Here is a 23824-nt window from a genome sequence, read left to right as displayed (position 1 = left end):
CGCGTTGCTGAGACTCTTGATGCTACCGGGTAGCCGATCGAGCGCGGCCTCCACTACACTGTGAGGCTGCGCAGGGCCTATAGCTCAACGGTTAGAGCAGGGGACTCATAATCCCTTGGTTCCAGGTTCGAATCCTGGTGGGCCCACCATCGAATCAGGCACTTAGAATCATCCGCAGCGCCTTCTTCGTCAAGCCGGCGCGACCCGGTGACCGCTCGGTGACCGTTTACGCTCCGCTGCTGTCACAGTTGGCCGCGGGTTGCCCTGCATCTTCGGGCGTCCACTGCAGAGCGCTCCTGCGTGCGCGAATCCAACGCTGGATGTCGCTCTGGTATCAACGGCGGACGGATCTCTCCCGACCCCTCGGCTGGCGCATGAGATCAGCACTGACCCAGCGAGTGCAACTCCAGCCACAACTCTGGAGTGATGGAGCTCGCGACGTCTACTGATTTCAGACATTCGGCTAGTTGCGTGCCCTCCGAACAACCGAGCAGGACACTACTGACGAGCCTGTTTTGCAAGCACCACGCAATGGAAACTGGGCGCGAGATACTCCCAGAGCCTTGGAAATTCTCTCGATGCCTTTTGCAGCTTCGACCCATCGCAGGAATTGTGCCTCACCCGCATGATCCCTCAACGTCGTGAAGTCCCGGAAGGACAGTCTCGAGCCAGGCGGGATGCCCTGGTCGTAGCGACCAGCGAGTATGCCCTGCTTCAATGGCGACCAAGTGAGCAACCCCATGCCATATCGATCAATCAGGTCTGGTAGATCTTCCTCCACAGCTCTGGTAGCGACCAGGTTGTACTCAGGCTGCTCGACGGACGGGCCAATCAGATGATTGGAAAGAGCGAAATCATGCGCCTCCGCCACCAGTCCAGCAGGCCACTTCGACGTCCCCCAATGCAGCACCTTGCCCTGCACAATCAACGAGTGCATCGTCCATACGATCTCTCCAACACTCACATTTGCATCTTGTGAATGGCAAAGATAGATATCCAGGTACTCCAAGCCCAGCCGTGTCAGCGCAGCATCACACTCCTCCACCAGGTGCTTGCGGCCCAAACCGCGTTGAGTCGGCTTGAGCTGGTCGTCCGGCTTTGCCCCGTAGAATGCTTTGCTACAGATGGAGTAGGTGTCGCGCTGCCAGCCGGCATCTCTTATCGCACGCCCCAGCTCCGTCTGCGCCCCACCCCAGCCATAATTCTGGGCGGTATCAAACAGATTGATTCCTCTATGGTAAGCCTGCGATAGCAACCTGGCGCCATCCGAATTACTCAGCCGCTGACCAACACTAAGCCAGGTGCCAAGGCTGAGTACAGACACGCTCAAGCCCGTCCTTCCAAGATATCGATATTGCATGAAAGTACCGGTAAAGACGGGGTGGCCATAGGACACCCCGTCACGCAGCAAGATTAGAAGTTGAATATCTCAGGAAAAGCTAGGCGTCTCGCACTTCTGGTCATATCCGCCGCTTTTCTGGTCGAATTTGCAATACCCACCTGTATTCTGCGCATAGGTTTCGAACCCGCCACCAGCGACGGCATCGGTCTCCTGCGGCGTCAGCAGCCGCGCGACCAATTCTTCACCCTGTGACTTCTTGTCGCTTGCATTCATCGCGAACTCCCTTCTGATTGTAGATCAACAATTGACCGCACTTCCCTTGATTTCTGTCGACCGCGGTCGGGATCGACGGGTACAACAGGCATGAGCCTCGGTGAAGCGAGAGAGCAGGATTGCCAAGCAATCACCGCTCAGGTCCAGCACACTGCTTAGATGGCGAAGGTGGGCTGCATGACCTCGTCAGCCTTCAGGCGCTCCTGAATCGCTGCCTCCGGATATCCGTTCTCGATCAGAAAATCAACTACATGTGAGTAGTACTTCTTCAGTCCAGCACAATAGACGCTTGGATTATCGAACTGTCGAGTGCGGCTAAAGCGATTCTCTAGTGCGCCCCCTCCGCATATTCTCACCCACCTGCAGTTGAAACAGTCATCGGGGAGGTTTGCTCGCGCCCGATCAAGTACCACAAGGCCTGGGTCATTGACGAAGCTATAGAGCGACGAACCGAAGATTGAGTACGAACGCTGCGAGGATCGCCACTCCAATGCGGGAATCAACGAGTCATCGCAACTCACTTCGCCCGTGCTCTGGATCACCACCACATGGGTTCGTTTGTCGAATACGTCCGTGGCCGCGGCGCGTGCAGGCGCATACTCTTGAAAGTAGCGAATTACCTTCGTTACTTCCCTCACAGAGATGTCCTGGTGGCTCAGCCACTTATTGAAGAGGCCTATCAGTAGATCTCCGTACTCGTCTGGGGTCTCTCCATCGACGAATGGTTCATCATGACTCCTGTCCGGCAACAGGAACCCCATATGACGGAACTTGAGCTCCTCAACGAAGTGATCAAATGTTTCTTCAATCGGGATGTCGCGTCCAAGCACACTTAGTACGCCGATTGCACTGATCTTTCGCTCGGCCTCCAACTCGTGAAGTCGCCCAACCGTGCGCGCGATCTTCTCATGCGATCCCTTCCCCTTATGGGTTACCCGGAATCTATCGTTGTACTCAGCCGGACCATCAAGACTGATGCCAACGGAAATACTGAACTCTGAAATCAGATCTTCCCACTCGGCCGTAAGGTGATATCCATTTGTCTGTATGCCAAGACTCAACCCGCATATGGGGGTCAACGTCTCACGCAGAGCAGAAACCAGTCCCCTGAAATCGCGAGCCCTCATGAGGGTGGGCTCCCCGCCGTGGAAGACGATGTTTACATTCCTGATGCCTAGATCCTCGACGCCACGCTTGATGTAATCAGCGACGGCTGAGAATTTGTCAGGCTTCATGATCGGATCACGGCCCTTGTAGGAATCATCGCCCATGAAGAAGTAGTAACAGTAGCTGCAAGCGAGGTTGCAGCGCTCGGCGATCTTGATGATGACCTGCAGCTCATGTAGCTTCTGAATCGGGGAAGATGTGTCGCTGTTGAGTACGTCGATCATGGTCGCCCCCTTGGCGTGATTCGGGAAAGATGAAACGGCGTGTACAGGGATCTTGGGGGGGATTGGCACGACACGATCGACCGTTTCGCAGAGCTGTCGGAGTAGTCGATGCGCACTGCTCCTCCATTCCGGCAAGCAGAAATCCATGCAGATCGAGCGTCCAACACATGCTCTCTAAAATCAAACCCATCTATTGCCGCGGGTTTTCCCCCAGGCCTCAGAGAGCTGCAGGTCTTCACTTCGGGATCAAGCACAATCACCCCGCCACCGGTAAACAGGCCGTAGTTCCCTTGGCAGTCGTTGCGTGAAACCTCTCGCATCAGTTCGGCGGCAATGCGGAACTGCTGGTCCTTGCTCAAGCCGCTGATCGCTTCGCGAAGCGCGTAGCCATTCTGGGCTAGAAGTTCGATCATGGCGTTCTGCACCGACGATCGCGCACCGAATGCCTCATTGAAGTCGGTGCGTTCATTGAAACGAGACGAGGAGTTATCCTGCAGGGTACTTTTCCAGAACGTGCCCAGAGCAGCTGCTGGATCAGAATCTGTCCGGACGAGGTTGAGGAACGTGTAGACCATCCCGCAGGAGTAGGCGAGTTGATACTTGCCCTCACTGATCAGGTCGTTCAATGGTCGCTTCCTGTACTCTGCCTGGTCGATACATGACTCTGCAGCTGCGCCCACGTCGCGCGTGATCCCTTGCTCCTTGCTCCCAGTCTCCTCCGAAAGAAACAGGCTTGCTGCCATTTCTGCCCCGCCCTCGAGCAGCATCATTCTGCTTTGCTGTGGGAGTGACTCCATCATTTGCACATCTTGATTCCATTGATGAAATGCTTCATGGGCAATGAAGTGAGATAAGTCTTTTGGAAAGCCCTTTGAGGTGTCCAGGCAACCCGCACGAAGGCCAATCAGCAGCAGTCCGGGCAATGAGCTTCCGCTGAAGTGGCAGCCCTGCTGGGTATTGGCGCCCTGCTCAAGCAAGAAGATTACAGAGCTCACGCTGTGCTGCTCAGGTCCGAGGGCACGCCCATAGAACTTCTGGGCCTTGTCCAGCCAATTCTTATACTGGCTCCTGAACACCTGTGGCACGCCTTGATCGGCCAGCATCGTTGGAACGGGTACTGGCCGCCCATCGCTGAAGAATGCGTAGCCTTCGAACACCGTCACTGGAGAGCTTGCTGGGTGCTGTGAGGCTCCTGGATCGATATCGCCACATAGGCGTTCAAACTGCGGATCGTCAGGATTGATCAGAGGCTGTAGGTTGATCATGACAGTGGAGGGCGCCAACCTGATGATCAGCGGATACTTTCTTCCCTCCGGAAGCCGGCTCCTGCTGATATCCAAGGTATAGACGTGTTCGTCCGGGCGGGCGCTCTTCGACGCTTGCCACTCCTGCAGGTTGAGTTTGGGCGTACCCAGCGAGGTCACTCGCAAGGTCGCCTTTGACATGGCTGTGTCAACCTCAAGGCCGGACGCGAGGCAATCACGCTTCCCTGCCCATGCGTTTGCCGTGGGCAGAGCCAACATGAGCAAGGTTGCCAACAGCGCCCATGGCTTTGGAGCTATGGGCACCAGTCGAATGAAAGCTTTGCCGACAGTTACGCGCATATCACCCCGTCCACAGCCACTTCCTTGAATCCTCAGACTCAGCATTGCTCAGCACTCCCGGTGCTTTATCTCGAACCGTTCGTCTGCACTTTGTATTGTCTCCAGCCGATGGGCGATCACCACCCGGGTCATGCTCGACATCTTCACGGCCGCATTGACGCGCCGCTCACACTCGAGGTCCAGATGGCTGGTTGCCTCATCCAGGACCAGCAGACGGGGGCGGCGATATAGCGCTCGAGCGAGGATCACTCGCTGCTTCTGCCCTCCAGACAGGCTGGAACCCATGTCGCCTACCAGAGTTCTGTAGCCCATTGGCATCGCCTCGATATCGTCGCTCACTGCAGCGAGCGTCGCCGCCTCCCTGATGCGCTCATCGGTTGAGTCCTGATCACCAAAACTGATGTTGTCCCCGATCGTTCCGGCGAACAGCTGATCTTTCTGCATGACTGCACCGACCAGGCCTCTGAATCGTCCGTGACCCATATCATCAATTTTCTGTCCTCCAAAGATCACCTCTCCTTCGCTAGGCTTCAGTAGGCCGAGCATGATCTTGGCGAGTGTCGTCTTGCCGCTCCCTGACACTCCAGTGATGGCGATTGAACGACCCGATTCCACTTTAAAACTACAGTTTCTCAACACCCAGGGCTCTCCGTCGGAGTAGCGGAAACTGACATTCTTGAATTCGACACTCGAATCGTCCGGCACGTGGCACGAGTCGACTCCGTCGGCGCTCTCCTGTTCGCTGAGGGCGATATCGGACAACCGTTCCGCGTGCAATCTAAGCATCCTGAAATCCACCCACTTATCCGCCAAAGAAGTAGATCTATGAATAAACATGTCTGCGAAGGCGACAAATGCAACCATCATGCCAACAGAGAACTTCTCATCCATGACCAGAGAAGCAGCTATCCAGATCAGTGCGACTCTGCCCAGGCCAAAGATAAGGCCGTTGATAATTCCGAAAGAAATATTCAGTTGCTGAATTCGGATTCCGCGGTTTATTACCTGAACCGAAGCATTGGCATAGCGTGCGCGTCGCACATTCTGCTGATTGGCCAGCTTGATCGGAAGAATTCCTCGGATGCTTTCTAGGATTTCGCCCTGCTGGCGTGCCGCATGAACAATCTGATCTTCGTTTGCCCTCCACAACGGAGCAAAGAACACCCATCGAAGCATCGTGTAAAGTAGAAATAGGCCCGCTACCAGCGCCGCCAATCCAGGGCTGTAGAAGGTCATTATCAAAAGAACGACAAGTGACATCAGCCCGTCCAACAGTGAGCCGATGAACTGGACTGTCAGCGTACTTTGGATGATCTGGACTGAGCCAAGTCGCGAGACGATGTCACCCACCTGCCGCTTCTCAAACCAAGCCAAGGGCAGCCGGAGGAGATGCCCAACCATGTTGCTCATCCATTGCGCAGATGTTGTTGCACTGATCCAGCTGAGTAGCCAGGCGCGTAGTGCCGTGATGACAACCTGGAAGACCGCAACAATTGAGAAACCAATCGCCAGCAGCGAAAGAAGATCTCTATCAGCGGATACGATGACCTGATCCATCGTCCACTGGAGATAGAATGGTCCAATGAGAATGAATGCCTCTAGCGCCAGTGCAAGCCCCAGAACTTGGAGGCAAGCCGGCACGAGTCCCTGGATGGTACCTGCCAGTCGCCGAAGTGAAATAGATGGGGATCTGTGCGCTGGACGGAAGTCGGCGCCTGGTATGAGCTCCAAAGCGACACCGGTGAACTGGCTTGACACCTCCAGAAGATCGAGCTTTCGGACACCTCGTGCCGGATCGTGAATTACAGCCGATCGAGGGCCAATCTTGCACAGCACGACGAAATGATTCATGCCCCAATGCAGGATACAGGGCAGCTTCAATCTTGATAGGTTGCCAAGATCGAGCTTCAGCGGGCGCCTCTCCATGCCGAGTGCCGTCGCCAAATGCATCATCTGCCTCAGCGTGACGCCCTTCTGGGACGATCCGAATTTCGCCCGCATTCCCAGCATATCCACATGATGACCGTGATGCCCCGCGACCATGGCTAGACAGGCCAGTCCACATTCAGCGGTCTCTGCCTGCAGAATCAATGGCGTATCGCGACGCCACCCAAAACGGAGTTCGGCCCGGACGTCCGCTCGCGAATGTCGATCGGGGCGCCTCCGCTCTGCCGATGCGGAGCCATCAGCCATTGGAGTTTTCCTCGAACACACGTCTCTGGATGCCAAAAAGCGGCTCAAACAACCATTCGATAAGGCGTCTCCGCTCTATAAGCACATCTGCTTGTAGCGCCATCCCAGGCCGGATCGACTCCTTGATCCCATATGCGGAAACGTACTGCCGGTCCAGCTCTACATCTACTCGATAGAGTGGTCCTTGATCCGCTGGCGGTAGTCGGCCAGTCAAAGCGGAATGTTCCGCTGGCGTCAGTGCGCTTCGGGAGACGATGGATACCCTTCCGTACTGCTGACCAAATTTCTGGTACGGAAATGCCTCATAGCGGAGGATGACGCGATTGCCTGGAGCGATGAATCCAATTGCACGACTAGGAATAAGGAGCTGCGCCTGCAGCTTCGCGTCGCCAGGCAGTATCGTTATCATGGGCTGACCGGCACTCACCATTTGACCGGTCTTAACAAGTAGAGCTGCGACGACACCTCCTTGTCTCGCTCTAAACAGTGTGCCGCGTTGTAGATCGTTTTGGGCCTGCGATTGAGCTACGTCGGCAAGCTCTCGCACGATTTCGTTTCGGCGAGTTGCGTCCTCTAGCGGAAGTTTCGCCAAGGACTCCTGGGCGGCAGCAAGCTGTTGCTGGAGTTCGAGCCCCTGCCGCTGCAGTTCTGCCTTCCGGGAGCGTGCGGCACGTACCACCGCTTGCTGCCGCTGAATCTCAAATGCCGAAATGTATCCACCCTTTCTCAAAGGCTCGATCCGCTCCAAGAGCGCCTGCGAGCCTTCAACTTCCTCAGCCTGCAATGCAACCTGTTCGCCGACTTGGTCCAGCTGTCGTCGTATGAGCGATTCGCGAGCAACCAGCGCCTCTCGCTGATGCCGGGCGACAGAATCCTGGGAAACGAGATCGGCCCTGTAGCGCCCCTCCTTTTCCGCAAGCTGCTCATCAATTGATGCTCGGGTTGCACCAAGTCGAACCGTGTCCTGATCGCTTGAGATCTCCATCAGGACTTCGTCTGCCTGTATGGATTGGCCATCTTCAACATGTAGTCGCGCGACTGTTCCCGGGCTAAGAGCGGTGATATTGATCAGTCCGCTAGCGGGCACCAGTTGACCCGTCACCGTTTCTCGGCGGGTGTATTGGCCTAGGACCAGGAACAGGCCCATAGCAGTCGTTAGCAGAAGGATCAGGCAAAGCCATAGCCAGCGAGAAGGTGGTCCGGCAAGCAGGGTCTCGCCGAGGCCACTATGCTGATCTTCAGGTGAAGCCTCTCTGCGAAAGAGGTTATCTGCCACGGCATACCTCGCGCCATTGATGCACAGTCGCGATGTCGCTCAGCCTCGAAATGAGGCGATGTCCGCAATCGGTTCCGGTGGCTATGCCCCCCCAGCCGGGCATCTGTCGCCATTGGCGTCGGGCCTAGACCAGCCCCGCTGGTCCTTGATCGCAGCGCACGCGAAAACAGGAAATGCCCCCATCGAATTTCTCCGCCACCATCCTTGTATGCAATTTCTTTATGGAAGTATTTGCATGGCGTCAACCCCTTCGGCGTGGAGCGTGGAGCGGGGTGCATCGAAGATGGTGGCAATGCTTTGATCTCACATAGTCACCCTCGGCGTTGCGGTGTACGCAGGTCAGCGCCAAGCAGGCGAAAGGCGACACAATGGTGGGGGTGCGCTTGGATCCCCTGCATCACCAGTTGACTTGGCCGCCTGAATCCAGCCGCTACGAAAACCGAAGTGAGGTTCGGGGGAGTGATGTAGGTGGGGGGATGTATCGGCCCGTCCTGACCAGTGCTGCAATCGGCATGACATGTCAGGGGCTCCCTTCCTTACTGCCATGTGGATTGCGACACGATCAATCGTGGAGACATTGCTCTCTTTCATCGCAATCAGCATCAAATTGTCGGCCTGTTTTCGGGGGCATAACTGAGACCAGTGCAGGCAATCGTGAATGATGGCGGCCCGGCCCTACCAGCGTGTCTTGGGAGTGGCGACATGTAGGATTCTCGGGATGGACGCTCCGTCATGCACGAATCCCGCGAAATGTGGGTAGTGTGAGTGCTGGTGGGCCCACCGCAGGAATGGCACTTGGGTTCCGCCCAGGTGCTCATTTTTGTGCCGCGGGCAGAATTCACGTGGGGCAGGAGCGCGGGGTTGCCAGCGGTCCAAGTGAGCCTGATCGTCAGTGTCACGGATGTCCATGGTCATACCCCTCACCTCTGCTATCACCTCCGAAACAGCGATTGGTCTCTGATGGCCGGTCTGTCTCTGAATGCAATGAAGGATGGCTCAACCACGATGGCAACGATTCACCTGGTCGAAGGGCCCGTCGGTGCGGGCAAATCCACGTTTGTTGCCGAGCTGCGAAGTCTGCACACGGCTGCAGGATTCATTCTGGACGCGTGGTTCGTACGGCTGTACAGCCCGGACCGTCCCGCCGCCAACCTGATGGAATGGTATGCCGCAAGGAAGGCGCGTTGCATGGCGCAGATATGGATCACAGCCTGCGAAGTGCTCGATACGGGTCGCGACGTTGTACTCGAGCTGGGTCTGGTGGAGAGAGCCAGCCGCGAGAGCTTCTACGCGCAGGTCAGGGAGGCGGGCTACGATCTGGCCGTGTATCTCCTGGATGCCCCACGTGACGTTCGTCGTGATCGCGTCCGCCAGCGCAATCGCGAGAAAGGCCCAACGTTTTCCATGGATGTGCCGGATGCCTTCTTTGAGTTGGCGAGCGACCATTGGGAGCCCATGGACCAAACCGAGTGCGAGATCTACGACGTCCAGGTAATCACCTGGAATCCAGGGTCTGCTTCTGGTGGATGAGGGATATCAAGGCTGCCGGGTGCTTCAGGAGCGATGCGATGGCGTGTCATCTGCCCTGCAGCCGCGATTCTGGTTCAAGGAAGGCGACAGCGGCAGCCGCAATGCGGCTGCCGCGCATGTGCTCGTACTGCTGCTTGCAACTACTTCGGCATCAACACCGTGTCGATCACGTGGATCACGCCATTGGACTGGCCGACGTCGGCAATGCTGATCCCCGCCTTGCCGCCCTTGGCATCGATGACCCACAGCTTGCCGTCATGCAGTGCGACGGTGAGGGATTCACCTTCAACGGTCTTCAGCGTGGCCTTGCCGCCGTGCTTCCTGGCATCGGCCATCAGCTGCGCTGAACTGTAATTGCCTGGCACCACGTGGTAGGTCAGGATCTTGGTCAGTTGTGCCTTGTTTTCAGGTTTCACCAGCGTATCGACCGTACCTGCGGGCAGCTTGCTGAAGGCTGCATTGGTGGGCGCGAAGACGGTGAAGGGGCCGGCGCCATTGAGGGTATCGACCAGGCCCGCTGCCTTGACCGCAGCGACCAGGGTCGTGTGGTCCTTGGAGTTGATGGCGTTCTGGACGATGGTCCTGGTGGGATACATCTCCGCTCCGCCGACCATCACGGTACTGGCGGCGAAGCTCATTGAAGTGGCTGAGACGAGTACGGCGAAGCTGACTGTGGCGGCTATCCGCTGAAGGGCTTTCACGGCGCGTTCCTCTATAGGATGCCCGCAAGGCGCGGGCATCCTACATACGCGCTGGCGCGGCCCTTGGATGCAGGCAGATGCATCAGTGCGCGTTGTCGCTTGAAACGTCGCAGCGTTGTAAAAGCCGAGTGAACGACTGCCCCTGCCGGCGGCTACGCAGTACGAACTGCGCGCCGCTCAGCGGCGCGGATGGCGGATGTCGGAAGCGCAGCCAGAAAGGCGCGCGTTGCTGATGGCCTGGCGGACACCACAGCCACGGCATGACAGCACGGTTCCACCGGCAACGTGTTCCATCTCATGCTCGTCCCACACGCTCGTCGATCCGCAGGCGGTGCAGGTGGCGACGATCTGCAGTGCGCGGGCCAGGTCGCCCTGCTCCCCAGCCTTGTAGGTGAGATCGGTGATCTGAAAAATGCCGGTATGACTCATGGGAATGCCGGGGGGTGCTTGTTGACGAACGATAGGGCCCACCGGGTATCGGTCGTGTCGGTGCTGTGTTGATGGATGGTTGAAGTGCAGGCTATTCGTCGCTGCGTCGATTGAGCTCTTCAAGCCGTGCGCGGCTGACTGACTGGTGATTGCCGCAGGTTGGGCAACTGAGGGCAGCCGCACCGTCGAGATCGACAAGGCCATGGTTGGGAATGGCCCTGAACTGCCAGGAACACTTGATGCAGGAGCAATCGATTCGGGTGACCTGCAGCAGGGTGCCGTCTGCCCGCGTCACTCCCTCGACGCTGATTACGTAGAACTGTCCGATGTCACGCATGAAGATGAACGAAATCCCTGAATCCGTAGGGCGCCATCATGCTGTTTTGTGGGCCATCTGGGACAAAGGTGGCTTGGTCGAATTCTGAAGAGTTAAGAATTCGAGTGACGGTGCGGACTCGCAGCGGGACAGGTAATCCAACGCCGCGCGAGTGAGAGTTGGATACGACGACGTGAGCGCCTTCCGCAAGGTGTTCCAGAGCATTGTCGGCATGTCCCCGTCCGCATGCCGGGATCATTTCCGTATCCGGCGGCGTGCACAGGGGGAAGGCCGACGTCGGGGGGCCGTGGTTGACGGGATGGTGTCGATCCATCGCCAGCATGCCGGTGTCACCGCGCGGGGTCGTCGACCACAGGCATGCTGGGCGTGCGGATGTTGATTCCGATCCCGACAGGAGATCGCATGATGCGCAGTGCTTGTGCGTTCTTCGTTCTGGCTGCATCGCAATGCGTTCGGGCATTCGCGTCCGACGCTGGCGAATCACCCAGGTCAAGACGCTGGCGCCGATCATCGATGGCCTGCAGTACACGCGCGCCTTCAACCTGGCCGGGCCCTCACGGCCGAGGGTTACGGTGCCATCGAGTACCTGCATGCACAGGGCAAGGTGATCCACACGCTGGCGCCAGAGGCCGAACTTCGCCGCTAGCGGGTGCACACTCCGAATCGAGGCTTACCCGCGCCGACCGCGCCCGTCGATGCTGTAGCGCCCGGCCCCGGTGCAGGCCAGCAGCAGGAACCCACCGGCCAGCCCCAGGTTCTTCAGGAACATGATCTGCTGGGTCTGGTCGGCGAAGCTGTGGTGGAAGATGAAAGCGGTGACCAGGCTGAAGCCCACCAGCACGATCGACACCAGCCGGGTCTGGAAGCCAAGCAGGATGCACAGGCCACTGCCGATCTCGAAGGCGACCGTTGGCCACAGCAGGATGCCGGGCACGCCCATGGCTTCCATATAGGCCTGGGTGCCGCTGAGATCGCCGAGCTTGCCCAGCCCGGAGACCAGGAACAGCGCCATCAGCAGGATGCGCGCAAGCAGGTAGGCAAGCGAATGCGATGAGGTGCTCACAGGGATGTCCTCGGGGATGGCCGACGAAGGCGATCGGAGCCCACCCGCAGTGAAGCCCGTGTCTACGCGGGGGCAAGCCGCCTTGACAGGCGCCGCGCGGCAGTAGACCTTTCCAGCATGATGATCGATATTGAATCGCTCAGCCTGCGGGAGCTGGGCGCCTTGGTGGTTGCCGCTGAACAGCGGAAGCAGCTGATTTCCAACCGCCGTCCTGCCAGCGCGGTGCGGCGTATGCTGAAAGCCGCCGCGGCGGAAGCGGGATATACCCTCGAAGAACTCTTTGGCGATGAAGCCATCGAAGCGGGCGCACCCAGCCGGAAACCGGCACGGCGCAGAACCGGCAAAGTGGCCGCCAAATACCGAGACCCGGAATACAAGCGGCTGACCTGGTCCGGCCGCGGGCGCATGCCGCGTTGGCTCGCTTCCAGGATCCAGAAGGGCCACAAGGTCACCGACTTCCTGATTCCCGGGTTGGCGCGACCGACGGCGCGCAAGGGCAGCCCGATCGGCAAGCGCACGGTCTTCAAGAAGGATTGAACCTGCCACGCTGCTACCCTGCCGGGGTCTTTGAACGAAGGAGCACGGGATGGCACACGATGCAGGCAGGACGATCACGCCCACGATGCTGTATACCGCCGCGGCCGCGGCCGTGCTGGTCAGCCTGCTGGCCTGGGCGGTGGAATGGAGCGGGATGGCCTATGTCTGCCCATATTGCCGCGTGCAGCGCACGGTCATCGGCGTGCTGGGCCTGCTGACGCTGTTCGCGCGCCCGGGCGGCATCGTGGTGCCCTGGCTGTCGTACAGCGCGGGCGCCTTCGCGTTCGTGGTGGCGGCGATGCAGCACTTCAACGGTTGGAAGCGCATTTCCGCCGGCGACTTCAGTTTCAACGAACAGTGGTACATCGATCCGTGGCTGCTGTCGGGCTGCGCGATGCTGGTCCTGGTGGCGCAGCTGATGCTGGTGCAGGCCGCCTGCCGGCGCAGGTTGCACTGACAGTGTCGTCGCTGCGGGAGAAGTGCCGGGTATGGCAAGCGCTCTCAATCCTTCAAAGCGGTAGTGACATCGCGGTGTGGCGCGCGATGCTCATGAAGTATGCCGTCGCACAGGATCCTCTACATACTGAATCCATCGGGCAACATGGCACGAAAGTTCAGCGTCATGCGTGATCGTGAAGGCGGCATCCGTTGCGACAAAATGGAACCCGGCGCGATGGATTGCGAACCCTTCGTCATCATCGACGAGCTCCCGGTCGAGCAACCGGCGATCAACTATCTTCAGTTCAAGCGCATAGTCGCTCAATCGGTGATCAGCCTGTCTGAGCCCGGCTACCCGACCAATGTGTACGATGACATCCAGAATCCGCAGAGAAGGGATGCGGTCAGCCAGCATCTGGGGCAGCGTTTCGAGACTTACATCTACCTGGCTTCCGGCGCGTACTCGCTTGGCATCGATGTCTGGGCGCCGCAGAAGATCCGCTATGCTGACGGGTCTACCGCTTCCTACAACTACAGCATGATCAACCGTCGCTGGGAGCCCAACGCCCTCCTTTACAAGGACAGGTTCGGTAACTCCATTCCGCTTAGCGTTACACAGTTGAGCGAGGGGCGAGGCGGCGTTACGCATCGCTTCGAATTCCCGAATGGGAATGCCACCGATATGGGAAGCTTCGTCAATGCGCTCAACAACATCGGTGTCCCGGTGACGGGGGCGGGCAATCAGTCTGTCACCTGCACCAGCACGATCAGGCTGACCGAGGTCAAGGTGACCTGCAACCGGAACTGATGAGGAATAGATCGATGCGAGTTTCACCAGGCCTGGGTTCCACGGTCATATTCGGTACTTCCTTTGTGGGAGCACTGCTATGCGGGTTCGTGTTTCCATCCATGTCGGCAGGTTCCCCGGAGCTGACCCCTTGGATGTTCAACGGCCTGCTGGCGTGCGGTGCGGTTGCGCTTTTTAGTGCTCCCTTTGGCTGGCGGGGTTACCTGAACTGGAGATCGCGTCGATTGAAGTAACGCATGGGGCCTGCGTGACTGCTGGCCCCTTGTTACCTGGGAGGAGGCGCAGCGCTAGGCGTCCTGGAAAACCGCCAGCTGCGCAGCAAACGCACGCTGGTAGGCGGGCCGCTGCGTGGCCCGGGCCACATAGGTGGCGACCTGTGGGTACTCGTCGAGCAGGCCGCTGCTCTTCAGGCGCAGCAGCACCGAGACCATCATCAGGTCGCCCACGCTGAATTCGCCGTCCACCCACGTTGTCCTGGCCAACCACGTCGATAGTTGGGCCAGCCGCGTCCGGACCCGCTCATCGAGCATTGGCAGCCGTTGCGCGTACCAGGGTTGCTCGCGCTCAAGCACCCAGGCCATGGAGCGCTCGACGATGGGGGGCTCCACCGTGTTCAGCGCAGCGAACACCCACATGATCGCGTGCATGCGGGCGTCCGGATCGCGCGGCAGCAGGCCGGGGTGCTGTTCGGCCAGGTGCAGGGCGATGGCGCCGGATTCGAACAGGGTCCGGTCGCCCTCCTGCCACGTGGGAATCTGCCCGAACGGATTCCGTGCCAGGTGCGCGGGCTGCTTCAGCTCGGCGAAACTGAGCAGTTGTACGTCATAGGCCACGGCCAGTTCCTCCAGCGCCCAGCGCACGCGCATGTCACGGGCCAGGCCCTGGCCGCGGTCGGGGGAGGTGGCGAAGGCGGTGAGGATCGGTGGCATTGGAGCGCTCCTGCAGGCCGATGGGCCTGCCTTTCCTGTTCCGACGAGCGACGGGGCGGGAAATCGACAGCCCTCGATGCGGGCCTTCACCCGGCCTGATGCTGCTCCCGATACTGATCGGGCGTGCACTGCGCGTGCCGCTTGAACATTTCGGCAAACGCGCTGACGCCTGAATAGCCCAGCTCCCCGGCGATGCGGCTGATCGGCTTGCGTGTGCACAGCGCCTCGGTGGCGCGCACGAACTTCACACGCCCACGCCGGCCGCCGAGTGACATGCCCAGTTCACTGCGCGCCATGCGCTCCAGCGTGCGCACGCTCATGTGAGGCCGCTGCGCGATCTCGGCCACGGATTCGGCCGTGCATTTGCCGCCTGCATCGTGCTGATGCAGCGCCGGAAGATTCCGCTGACGGTGCTGGAGTCACTGTTCCTGCAGGACACGGCGGCGTCGCTGATCCTGCTGCCGGTGCAGCTGCCGGAGTGAACAACCTGACCGCGGTGGGCTGTTTCGGTTTCGCTGCGGTGTGTGCATCGATCCTTGCGCCCCTCAGCTGGATGACCGGTCTTTCGCGCTTGGGCGCGGCGCGCGTTTCGGGATTCTTCAACCTGGTGCCGATCGTGACCGCCGCACTGGCGGTGATGCTGCTGGGTGAGTCACTCAGCGGATGGGGTGCTGGGTGGCAGCCTGCTGGCGGTGTCGGGTGTGGTACTTGCTGAATATGCCGCCAAGCACGGGTGCGGAAGGCCGATGCGGCCCGATATTCCAGCAAGGTCTGCACGAAACGTGCACCTCACGTCGACGTTGTGCGATGCCGTTGCGCTTCAGTCTGGCAACCCCATTCCCCGCCTGCGCAGGAGCCCATCGATGAATACGCCTGGAAAGCCGAGACCCACCTGGAAGCAATGGCACGTGCTGCTGGTGATCCTGGCAATCGCGCTGCTGGTCACTCTGATCATCGTCACCGCACCGTGGTAACGCGTGCAACGCGCTCAGATTCCGTGAAAGCCGACGATGCTTGAAATGACGAAGTCAGCAGGTGTTTCGCATGGTGATGCGTGCATCAATTCGTGCTCACCTGGTTGGCACACGCGATTGCACACAGTGGGGTCGAAGGCAATGCAGATGCACTGCCATTCTCCACTGACTTTCGAGCACACAGGAGCGACGCCATGAGCACCCAGTCCACCATCGAACATCGCCTCAACGACCTGATCGAAATCGCCCGCGATGGCAAGTCGTTCTATGAAGAAGCGGCCACCAAGGTCAAGGATGCCGAGCTGTCGGCACTGTTCACCCGCATCGCTGGCGTCAAGGGCCGCATCGTGGCGGCGTTGAGCGGCTCAGTGGCCGCCAGCGGTGGCAAGCCGGCCGAACATGGCACCGTGGTCGGTTCGATGCAGCAGTTCTACGGCAAGGTTCGAGCCGCTTTCGGTGACACCAACTATGGCTACGTGGCTGAACTTGAAGAATCCGAGGACCGCCTGCTGGGCGCGTTCAAGGATGTGCTGCAGGACAACGAGCTGCCGCCGGCCGTGCGCCAGGAAGTGACCCAGCTGCTTCCGGAAGTGCAGGAGTGCCACAACGTCATGCGTGCGCGAAAGCACGCAATGAAGGCCGCCTGACCGCAGCGGTCGGCCCAATCAGCGGGACTGGCAGCCGGGGCGGTTTACCGCCCCGGCTGTTGCATTTGCGGCCCGCGCCGATGGCCTTTGATCAGGCCGCGTCGTCGTTCAGCATGTAGCCCAGCCCACGCTTGGACTCGATGCTGACACTGGCCGAGCGCAGGGCACGGCGCAGGCGTGATACGTGCGGATCCAACACGGTGGTACCGCCGTCGGCGCCGGCCAGGTGCACGGCAGCACTCAGCACTTCATGGCGGACGATCCGGCCCTGGCGGGCGCAAAGCGCTTCCAGCAGCAGCAGCTGGCTGCGCGGCAGGCTCAGGGGCGCACCGCCTACCAATGCCATGCGGTTGGAAAAATCGAACGTGAAATTGCCGATTCTCAGAATGTGGCCGACATCAGCGTCGAGGCGCCGGGTAATCGCGCGCAGCCGCGCGGCCAGTTCGTCGAACTCGAACGGCGTGGGCAGGTAGTCATCGGCACCGGCATCCAGGCAAGCGATGCAGTCGGCAGCGTGGTTGTGGCGCCCCAACAGCAGAATGGGCAGCCAGGTACGCAAGCCGCGCACGATCTGCACCAGCTTCAGTGAATCGCCTTCGGGCAGCCAGCGGTCGAGAATGAGGGCGCGGTACTCCACGGCCTGTACCGCGGCCTTGGCCAGTGACCAGGTTGCCACGAGGTCCACCAGCATGTTGCGGCTCTGCAATACGTTGCGAAGCGCCTGTGCAAGTTCGGCGTCGTCCATGGCCACGAGGATGCGCATGCTGCGTCTTTTCCTGATTGCTGGATCCGGCGGGCGTGCAGGCGCACTGCGTAGCGTCCGTCATGGTGGTGAGGTCGCAGCGGGGCCGAGCAATGGTCACGGCTGCAGCACGTGCTGCAGCTGGCTGATCATCCCCCCCCCGGGATGCCTGTCCTGGCATTGGCAGATGCAGGACGCGCAGCGCGGGCAGCGGACGGCTGCCTGCCAAGCGATCTCTACGTCGTATGGAGACCTGCCACGTGGCGGTGCATCACGCTGTGGCAGATGTCGAGGTGGTGGGCGCGCACCACCACCTCAGGCAAGCCGGAGAGGCTTAGCCGTTGCAGCAGTTGCTGTCGGAGCTGCTGCAGCTGTTGCCCAGGTTTTCCTGCTGGTTTTCGATCATCAGGCGCTGCAGATTCAGGACGCGATTCATATCAACTCTCCTTAGTCGTACATGGGATCGGGAGGCATGCGTGCCTCCCACGCGTTACGCAATGAAATGATTCACTGCGCGATTGCACCACGCAATCTCAAAGCCCTGTTGCAGTTGCTGAAGAACCCCGGTCTATACGTGGCGGATGGAAAATGGCATTGCCGATTGGAATGAGTCAAGTCAATTGTGGAATGAGAATCGCCTGCGCAATGTAGCGGCAAGGTACGGTGGCAATCATCGATCTGCAGGGACATTCCGGGCGGCTGCATTGCAGCGATAGCCGGCGGATTTCACGCCGTGCTTACGAATGAAGCAGGCAGGGAATCCGCATTCCGCATTTTGCGATGCCTGCAGGCTGGAGCGCCCGCAATGCATCCATCGCGCATGTGCGAGGCGTTCGCGGATGTGTGCACCGGGCAAACGAGCCGTGGAACCGACCAGGGAGAGACGATGTCAGCGCGTCAACGATCACTGCGTGAAGCACGCCACATGGACAAGGCCGCCTATGTGGGGGGCGACGAGCGGTTCTACGAATTGAGCTACAACCAGTACCGGCCCAGCGAAGATTTCCGCAGTATCGTTGAAGCGGAGATCGAGGCGGCCGGCATGGCGTGGACGATCCATCGCATCGGAGTCTGGTCGCACCTGGCGACGCATGGCGACCCGGTCGCCGGCAACCTGCCGCCGCAAGGCTGGAAGATCCACGTTTCAGCCACGCAGGAGAACTGCCAGCGGTTGCTGCGCACCGTCACCCGGATGGCCCTGGCCGAGCGCGTGAAGTTCAAGTTCGCCAATGACATGAACACGATGCGCATGATGAGCTCCAAGCGTTGGCCACGCGGTGGCTCGGGCAAGTTCATCACGCTCTATCCGCTGGACCTTGCGGTCTTCACGCGCTTCATCGAGCAGCTGCATGGGGCGCTGAAGGACGAAGATGGCTCGTACATCCTGTCCGATCGACGCTACAAGGACTGCCGCTGCCTGTATTACCGCTATGGCGGCATGCGCCAGGTGTACCGGCTTGATTTCATCGGCCAGAAGGTGCCGATGCTGGTCGCGCCCGACGGCAGCCATGTTCCCGACCTGCGCAATCCCTATTTCGAGGTGCCTGCCTGGGAAACCGACCCGTTCCCCAGCGAGGATGATCCCGGCGAGATGACGTTGAAGGAGGGCCGCTATCAGGTGCAGGCCGCGCTTGGGTTCTCCAACACGGGCGGGGTCTACCTGGCATTGGATCAGGTTACCGGGGAGGAAGTGGTCATCAAGGAGGCGCGGCCCCATGTGGAAATGCACGGGGAAGGGCTCGACGCCACCAGCCGGCTGGCACGCGAACGACGCAATCTGGAACTGCTGGGCCCGGTGGGCGCCTCGCCGCGCTGCCTGGATGCATTCACCGATTGGGAGAACAGCTATCTGGTGGAAGAGCGCCTGGATGCATTCGATCTTCGCGAGCTGATGCTCAAGCACTCGCCGCTGATGAAGGCCCGTCCCAGTGCACGCGATGGTAGTGACTACTACGGGATGTGCGTGACCATCTTCACCGGTCTGCTTCGCGCGGTCGACCGCGCACACAAGGTGGGAGTGGTGATCGGTGACATTTCGCCGTCCAACATCATGGTCGACCGCAGCAACATGCGTGTGCGCCTGATCGATCTGGAGGCCGCGTTCCTGGACGGCAGCGATGAGTGGGATGACATCCACACGCCCGGATTCCGCCGGATCATGAAGGGTCGCAAGCGCGCCAGCTGTTTCAGGGATGACCGTTACGCGACCGCAGTGGTGATGTTCTACTGCCTGTTCCCGCTGATGGCCATGGCCTACATCCGTACCGACCTGTTCCAGAAGGTGCTGCCGGTGATGATGGAGGATATCGGCTGGCAGCACACGCCAGTGGCCGAGGTCATCCAGGCGCTGGTGGACGACCGTATCGGCCTGGAAGAGGCCGCACAGCTGCTGCAGCAGCCGGCGACCCTGCAGGCGCCGTTCTCGTCGCCGCAGCGCCCGTTGCCGGCGCCGCGCCAGTGTATCCGGCGGCTGCTCGCGTTCATGGATGCACACAGCCGGCTGCAGCCGGAGCGGACGCTGTTCCCACTTGACCCGTTCTCGCACTCCACCAACACGATGAGCCTTGGTCTGGGGGCGACCGGTGTGATCCACGCCTTCCATGGGGTGGGTCATCAGCCGTCGCCGGCGGTGATGGAGCGCTATGCGCAGGAGCTGCAGGCCCTGGATCGCACATCGCTACCGCCGGGGTTCCTCACCGGCCTTGCCGGCATCGCCTGGTCGGCGCTGCTGCGTGGCGAGGTGGAACTGGCCCGCAGCCTGCTCGACAGCGCTGACAGCAGTGACCTGTTGCATGCGCATCACTCGCTCTATCACGGCATGGCGGGTATCGGAATGGCGCACCTGGCCATGCATCACGCGACCGGCCTGCCCGGGCATCTCGACAGGGCGCTGTCGCTGGCGCGGCGGCTTGCAGACACCGTCCACCACGGAGAGCGGGGTGCCTACTGGCAGGACGAAGGTGGCGTCCGCATCGGCATGGGTTACGGCCAGGCCGGGGTGGCGCTGTTCCTGCTGAGGCTGTCGCAGCTCAGTGGTGATCCGGCATGGCGCGTGCTTGGCGAGCAGGCACTGCGACACGATCTCTCCTACGGCTTCGAGCTGGAGACCGGAGTGACCACCTTCCCCAGCTCACCGGAAGAGGTCAACACCTATGAACCCTATCTGGAGCAGGGGACTGCGGGCATCGCCAAGGTCGCGATCCGTTACGGCCTGTGGCAGGACGTGAATCGGCTGGTGGATGACTTCCATCGCAAGTATTCCGGCTTCTGCGGCCTGTTGTATGGCCTGTCGGGCATGCTGGATGTGTTTGTCGACGCCCATCTCTACTCCGGTGACCCTAGGTACCTGCAGATGGCGGAGCGACCGTACCAGGGCATCGTCGATCTGTATCTGTTCGAGGAGGAGGAGGGAATGGCGGCGGTGCCGGGCGAGAATCTGTTCCGCATTTCCTTCGACCACGGTACCGGCATCGCCGGAGTGATCCGCGCCCTGCATCGGTACGACACGCTGGCGCCGGATGAGTTCTTCCTGGATGCACTCGATGTGCATGGCGCGGTGGTACGGGAAGTGGACGGAGCCGGGGTGGGGCAGGCGGCGGTTGCATGAATGCGCGCCCGCACCCGGCCGGACAGCCACTTCAGCGCGAGCAGACCGCGCAGCGGCACAGTGTGCGCGCCATCCTCGCCAGCTTCGCGATCCTGCTCGGCCCCCTCCGCGGGCGCTACCTTGCGGTGGCCGCCACCACCGCGATGTTCGGCGGACTGGGCGGGCTGCTGCATCCGCTGCTGATCCGCGCGATCTTCGACGAGGCCGCCAGCCGGCAGGATTTCAATCGCTTCCTGCTGCTTACCGGTGCATATCTGCTGCTGTGCCTGGTGACCAACCTGGGCAACTACAGCTGCGCGCTGTGGCAGCAGCGCGTGGATAACCGCATCGTGGAGCGGATCGGGACCTCGTTGCTGACCGCCTACTATGGCCGCAGTTATGACGAGGTGGTGCAGAAGGGGGCTGGCTACTATGTGGCGCGGATCCGCTCGGACGTGAAGGATGGCGTGGTGCCGATGCTGTCGGTCGCACGCACCACCCTGACCCAGGCGGTGACATTCGTCGCCTTGATCGCAGCCCTGCTGATCATCTCCTGGCGTGCGTTCCTGGTGCTGATGGCCATCATTCCCATCGCCACCACGGTCAGCGTGCTGGTCGGCCGACGCATCCGCGAGCTGACCGTGGTGGAGCGTGACCGCGAGGCCGAACTGGTTTCTTTGCTGACCCGGGCCGTGTCTGCCTTCAAGATGGTCTGTACGTTCGGCCTGGGCCCCAGGACGGTGCAGGCCCATGACCGCAGCCTGCGCGAGGTGCTGGATTCGACCTACCAGCGCTTCAGGGTGGTGAGGACCCTGCAGGGTGCGAGCGACCTGACGATGGTGATCTCGGATGTCTGCTCGATCTTCGTCGGCGCACTGTTCGTGTTCCGCCAACAGATGACACTGGGTTCGTTCATCGCCTTCATGAACGCCTTCTGGCGCTCAGCCACGACGCTCATCGGCATCTTCAAGAACATTGCCGAGATGCACAGCCACGGTGTGGTGGTGGTGCGGGTGGCGGAGTTCATGACCGCGCCGGCAGCCGCGGCGTCGGCCACGCACATCGAGGGTGGTCTGCTGGCGACGTCGATCGGCTACGGGTACGGCGCCACTCCCGTGTTTTCGGATTTCACCCTGGCCCTTTCACCCGGTGAACGTGCACTGGTGATTGGCGACAATGGCAGCGGCAAGACGACCCTGGCCAACGTCCTGGCCGGGTACTTCCAGCCCGTCGCCGGCCAGCTGCTGCGACCGGCGCGTATCCGCGCCATCACGCTTCCTCTGCAGTTCCCTCCGCTGAAGGTGCGCGACCTCGGCGCCGATCCGGTGCTGCTGGCGCGACTGGGGATGGACGGCGACGGGATCGCCGACAGCCTGCCGGAAACCCTGTCGGCAGGGCAGCAGCAGAAGATCGCCCTGGCGATGGTGCTGGGCGAGGATGCCGACCTCTACATTCTTGATGAGCCGGTCGCCAACCTCGATACGGCCAGCCGCGAGATTGCGATGGACGCGATCTTCGCACGCAGCCATGGCCGCATGCTGGTGATGATCATGCACGGCGCCGAGGCCTACCGCGCCCGATTCGATCACGTACACGAACTTGGCAGGTCCATGTGGCAACCGGCACGGGTCACGCCCGTGCACGTCCGGGGAGAGGCATGACATGAAGTCGATACAGGGTGCAGAAAAGGGTGCGGGCATGCGCAGACTGGTCTACTGCGCGCAGGTGGCGCTGCACAATACACTGCGGAGCAAGGCCATCACCGCCCTGATGGTGCTGGCCATCGCGGTGGGCATTGGGGCCAGCATGACCACCTTGACCGTGGTCTACCTGCTGTCCGGCGATCCCTTGCCCGGGCGCAGCGGTGACCTCTACTACCCCCAGCTGGATGCCAATCCGAACTCGAAGGGCCGCGAGCCGTACGACGTGCTGGACTATCGCTCGGCCTTCGACCTGTGGTCGTCCGGGCGCGCGGACCAGCAGACACTGGTGGTTGCCAATCCGGTCAAGCTGCGGCCCGATCAGGGCAGCGCGCCACCGGTCATCCGCTCATCGATCTCCACCACCACCGACTTCGCGACGATGTTCGCGGTGCCGCTGGCGCATGGACGCTGGTGGTCGCGCGAGGAGGATGACGCGCGCGCACGTGTGGTGGTGATCTCGTCGGAGCTCAACGAGCAGATGTTCGGTGGGGGCGACAGTGTGGGGCAGACACTGCGGGTCAAGGACACCGCGATGCGCATCGTGGGCGTGCTCGCGCCCTGGCGACCCTCGCCGCTGTTCTACAAGGTGCGGGGCGGCCGCTTCAGCGGCGGCAACACGTCGGGCTTCTTCGCCTCGGCCGATGATCTGTTCATGCCGCTGACCTCCAGCCTGGAGATCAATGACGGCGACTTCGTGCCGTTCACCTGCTGGTCCACGCCGGAGGAGCGCGGCCGGCTGCAGACCGCGCCGTGTGTCTGGGTACACCTGTGGGTCAAGCTGGACAGCGCCGCCAAGGTGGCCGCCTATCAGCGGTTCCTGCAGAACTATGCCGCTGAGCAGAAGGCCCTGGGCCGGATCAGCCACGCCGACAACACGCGGCTGCGCTCATTGATGCAGTGGCTCGACTTCAACCAGGTGGTACCCAGCGACGTGAAGCTGCAGGCCATCCTGGCCTTCGCCTTCCTCGGGATCTGCATTGCCAATGTGGTCGGTCTGCTGCTGGCGAAGTTCCTGCGCTACAGCGGCGAGATCGGCTTGCGTCGCGCACTGGGCGCAAGCCGCGCGGCGATCTTCCTGCAGTGCGTGGTCGAGGCCGCGCTGGTGGGGGCACTGGGTGGCACGCTGGGCCTGTTGCTGACCTGGCTCGGCCTGAGCGCGGTGCGCAGCCAGCCGGTGGCCTATGCGGACCTGGCGCGGCTTGATACCACCATGCTGCTGTTCACCCTGGCGCTGTCGGTGCTGGCCAGCCTGCTGGCGAGCCTGATTCCCGCGATCCGTGCCAGTGCGGTCCAGCCCATCGCCCAACTGAAGCTTCTGTAG

General features: G+C 60.9%; 22 protein-coding genes, 1 tRNA gene and 1 pseudogene. 10 read left to right on the top strand and 14 right to left on the bottom strand.

Features of this window, described 5'->3' with window-relative positions:
- The first annotated feature begins 73 nt into the window (after nt 1-73).
- Nucleotides 74-149: transfer RNA gene (locus QP609_RS18445), tRNA-Ile, on the top strand.
- A 314-nt stretch (nt 150-463) separates the two neighbouring features.
- Here QP609_RS18445 and QP609_RS18440 read toward each other — a convergent pair.
- The 6 genes from QP609_RS18440 to QP609_RS18415 all read right to left on the bottom strand — a co-directional run bounded on the left by QP609_RS18440 (nt 464) and on the right by QP609_RS18415 (nt 8079).
- Entirely contained in the window at nt 464-1324 is an 861-nt protein-coding gene (locus QP609_RS18440) for an aldo/keto reductase (RefSeq protein WP_289214019.1), read from the bottom strand.
- A 105-nt stretch (nt 1325-1429) separates the two neighbouring features.
- Nucleotides 1430-1615 (bottom strand): hypothetical protein, encoded by a 186-nt coding sequence (locus QP609_RS18435; RefSeq protein WP_049404788.1) that lies wholly within the window; start codon nt 1613-1615, stop codon nt 1430-1432.
- Nucleotides 1616-1770: 155 nt separating this feature from the next.
- A complete protein-coding gene (locus tag QP609_RS18430; protein ID WP_049404786.1) occupies nt 1771-3006 on the bottom strand; it encodes a radical SAM protein in 1236 nt (411 codons plus the stop codon).
- Nucleotides 3003-4451: a hypothetical protein gene (locus QP609_RS18425; RefSeq protein ID WP_180835857.1), complete on the bottom strand. Its 1449-nt coding sequence runs from the start codon at nt 4449-4451 to the stop codon at nt 3003-3005. Before QP609_RS18425 ends, QP609_RS18430 begins: the two co-directional genes overlap by 4 nt.
- Nucleotides 4452-4658: 207 nt before the next feature.
- The gene (locus QP609_RS18420) at nt 4659-6803 is read right to left on the bottom strand and encodes a peptidase domain-containing ABC transporter (protein WP_197621143.1); all 2145 of its coding nucleotides are present in this window, start codon (nt 6801-6803) and stop codon (nt 4659-4661) included.
- The gene (locus QP609_RS18415) at nt 6796-8079 is read right to left on the bottom strand and encodes an HlyD family efflux transporter periplasmic adaptor subunit (protein ID WP_289213827.1); all 1284 of its coding nucleotides are present in this window, start codon (nt 8077-8079) and stop codon (nt 6796-6798) included. The genes QP609_RS18420 and QP609_RS18415 overlap by 8 nt, the downstream gene beginning before the upstream one ends.
- Nucleotides 8080-8874: 795 nt before the next feature.
- Here QP609_RS18415 and QP609_RS18410 point away from each other — a divergent pair.
- Nucleotides 8875-9609 (top strand): AAA family ATPase, encoded by a 735-nt coding sequence (locus tag QP609_RS18410; protein ID WP_230374577.1) that lies wholly within the window; start codon nt 8875-8877, stop codon nt 9607-9609.
- Nucleotides 9610-9749: 140 nt separating this feature from the next.
- Here QP609_RS18410 and QP609_RS18405 read toward each other — a convergent pair whose 3' ends face one another.
- The 4 genes from QP609_RS18405 to QP609_RS18390 form a co-directional block, all read right to left on the bottom strand.
- Nucleotides 9750-10247: a fasciclin domain-containing protein gene (locus QP609_RS18405; RefSeq protein ID WP_229767405.1), complete on the bottom strand. Its 498-nt coding sequence runs from the start codon at nt 10245-10247 to the stop codon at nt 9750-9752.
- A gap of 240 nt (nt 10248-10487) precedes the next feature.
- A complete protein-coding gene (locus QP609_RS18400; RefSeq protein WP_014648542.1) occupies nt 10488-10739 on the bottom strand; it encodes a hypothetical protein in 252 nt (83 codons plus the stop codon).
- 91 nt (nt 10740-10830) lie between these two features.
- Nucleotides 10831-11076: a hypothetical protein gene (locus tag QP609_RS18395; protein ID WP_014648541.1), complete on the bottom strand. Its 246-nt coding sequence runs from the start codon at nt 11074-11076 to the stop codon at nt 10831-10833.
- Between the two features lie 670 nt (nt 11077-11746).
- Nucleotides 11747-12139, bottom strand: coding sequence for a DoxX family protein (locus tag QP609_RS18390; protein WP_014648540.1), 393 nt, complete (start codon nt 12137-12139; stop codon nt 11747-11749).
- Nucleotides 12140-12256: 117 nt separating this feature from the next.
- On the opposite strand from QP609_RS18390, the gene QP609_RS18385 reads away from it, so the two are divergent.
- The 3 genes from QP609_RS18385 (at nt 12257) to QP609_RS18375 (ending at nt 13922) form a co-directional block, all read left to right on the top strand.
- On the top strand, nt 12257-12676 hold the full coding sequence (locus tag QP609_RS18385) for an H-NS histone family protein (protein ID WP_197621144.1): 420 nt from the start codon (nt 12257-12259) through the stop codon (nt 12674-12676).
- 49 nt (nt 12677-12725) lie between these two features.
- Nucleotides 12726-13133, top strand: coding sequence for a hypothetical protein (locus QP609_RS18380; RefSeq protein WP_014648538.1), 408 nt, complete (start codon nt 12726-12728; stop codon nt 13131-13133).
- Nucleotides 13134-13298: 165 nt separating this feature from the next.
- Entirely contained in the window at nt 13299-13922 is a 624-nt protein-coding gene (locus QP609_RS18375) for a hypothetical protein (protein ID WP_227864596.1), read from the top strand.
- Nucleotides 13923-14209: 287 nt separating this feature from the next.
- Here QP609_RS18375 and QP609_RS18370 read toward each other — a convergent pair whose 3' ends face one another.
- Both QP609_RS18370 and QP609_RS18365 read right to left on the bottom strand, forming a co-directional pair.
- Nucleotides 14210-14851 carry a glutathione S-transferase family protein gene (locus QP609_RS18370; RefSeq protein WP_197621145.1) on the bottom strand — a complete coding sequence of 214 codons (642 nt, stop codon included), beginning with the start codon at nt 14849-14851 and terminating at the stop codon, nt 14210-14212.
- An 86-nt stretch (nt 14852-14937) separates the two neighbouring features.
- Nucleotides 14938-15207 (bottom strand): annotated as a pseudogene (locus tag QP609_RS18365) (helix-turn-helix domain-containing protein); the annotation flags it as partial.
- 122 nt (nt 15208-15329) lie between these two features.
- Between QP609_RS18365 and QP609_RS18360 the strand changes: the two are divergent.
- On the top strand, nt 15330-15566 hold the full coding sequence (locus QP609_RS18360; protein WP_227864594.1) for an EamA family transporter: 237 nt from the start codon (nt 15330-15332) through the stop codon (nt 15564-15566).
- Between the two features lie 453 nt (nt 15567-16019).
- Nucleotides 16020-16472, top strand: a complete 453-nt coding sequence (locus QP609_RS18355; RefSeq protein ID WP_014648535.1) for a PA2169 family four-helix-bundle protein — start codon at nt 16020-16022, stop codon at nt 16470-16472.
- Between the two features lie 91 nt (nt 16473-16563).
- On the opposite strand, the gene QP609_RS18350 is transcribed toward QP609_RS18355, so the two are convergent.
- Nucleotides 16564-17235: a response regulator transcription factor gene (locus tag QP609_RS18350; RefSeq protein WP_197621146.1), complete on the bottom strand. Its 672-nt coding sequence runs from the start codon at nt 17233-17235 to the stop codon at nt 16564-16566.
- 313 nt (nt 17236-17548) lie between these two features.
- Nucleotides 17549-17650 carry a class III lanthipeptide gene (locus tag QP609_RS18345; protein ID WP_014038605.1) on the bottom strand — a complete coding sequence of 34 codons (102 nt, stop codon included), beginning with the start codon at nt 17648-17650 and terminating at the stop codon, nt 17549-17551.
- A gap of 450 nt (nt 17651-18100) precedes the next feature.
- Here QP609_RS18345 and lanKC point away from each other — a divergent pair, with 450 nt between their 5' ends.
- Genes lanKC through QP609_RS18330 form a run of 3 tightly spaced genes read left to right on the top strand, consistent with a single transcriptional unit; the run spans nt 18101 to nt 23824 of the window.
- Nucleotides 18101-20821: a class III lanthionine synthetase LanKC gene (lanKC, locus tag QP609_RS18340; protein ID WP_197621147.1), complete on the top strand. Its 2721-nt coding sequence runs from the start codon at nt 18101-18103 to the stop codon at nt 20819-20821.
- On the top strand, nt 20818-22461 hold the full coding sequence (locus QP609_RS18335) for an ABC transporter ATP-binding protein (RefSeq protein ID WP_014648531.1): 1644 nt from the start codon (nt 20818-20820) through the stop codon (nt 22459-22461). The genes lanKC and QP609_RS18335 overlap by 4 nt, the downstream gene beginning before the upstream one ends.
- 37 nt (nt 22462-22498) lie before the next feature.
- Nucleotides 22499-23824: an ABC transporter permease gene (locus tag QP609_RS18330; RefSeq protein ID WP_049439340.1), complete on the top strand. Its 1326-nt coding sequence runs from the start codon at nt 22499-22501 to the stop codon at nt 23822-23824.

The organism is Stenotrophomonas sp. 8(2023) (assembly GCF_030345295.1).
Lineage (GTDB): Bacteria > Pseudomonadota > Gammaproteobacteria > Xanthomonadales > Xanthomonadaceae > Stenotrophomonas > Stenotrophomonas muris.
Note: the sequence above shows the minus strand (reverse complement) of the source record. Positions and strands in the feature narration are given on the sequence as shown.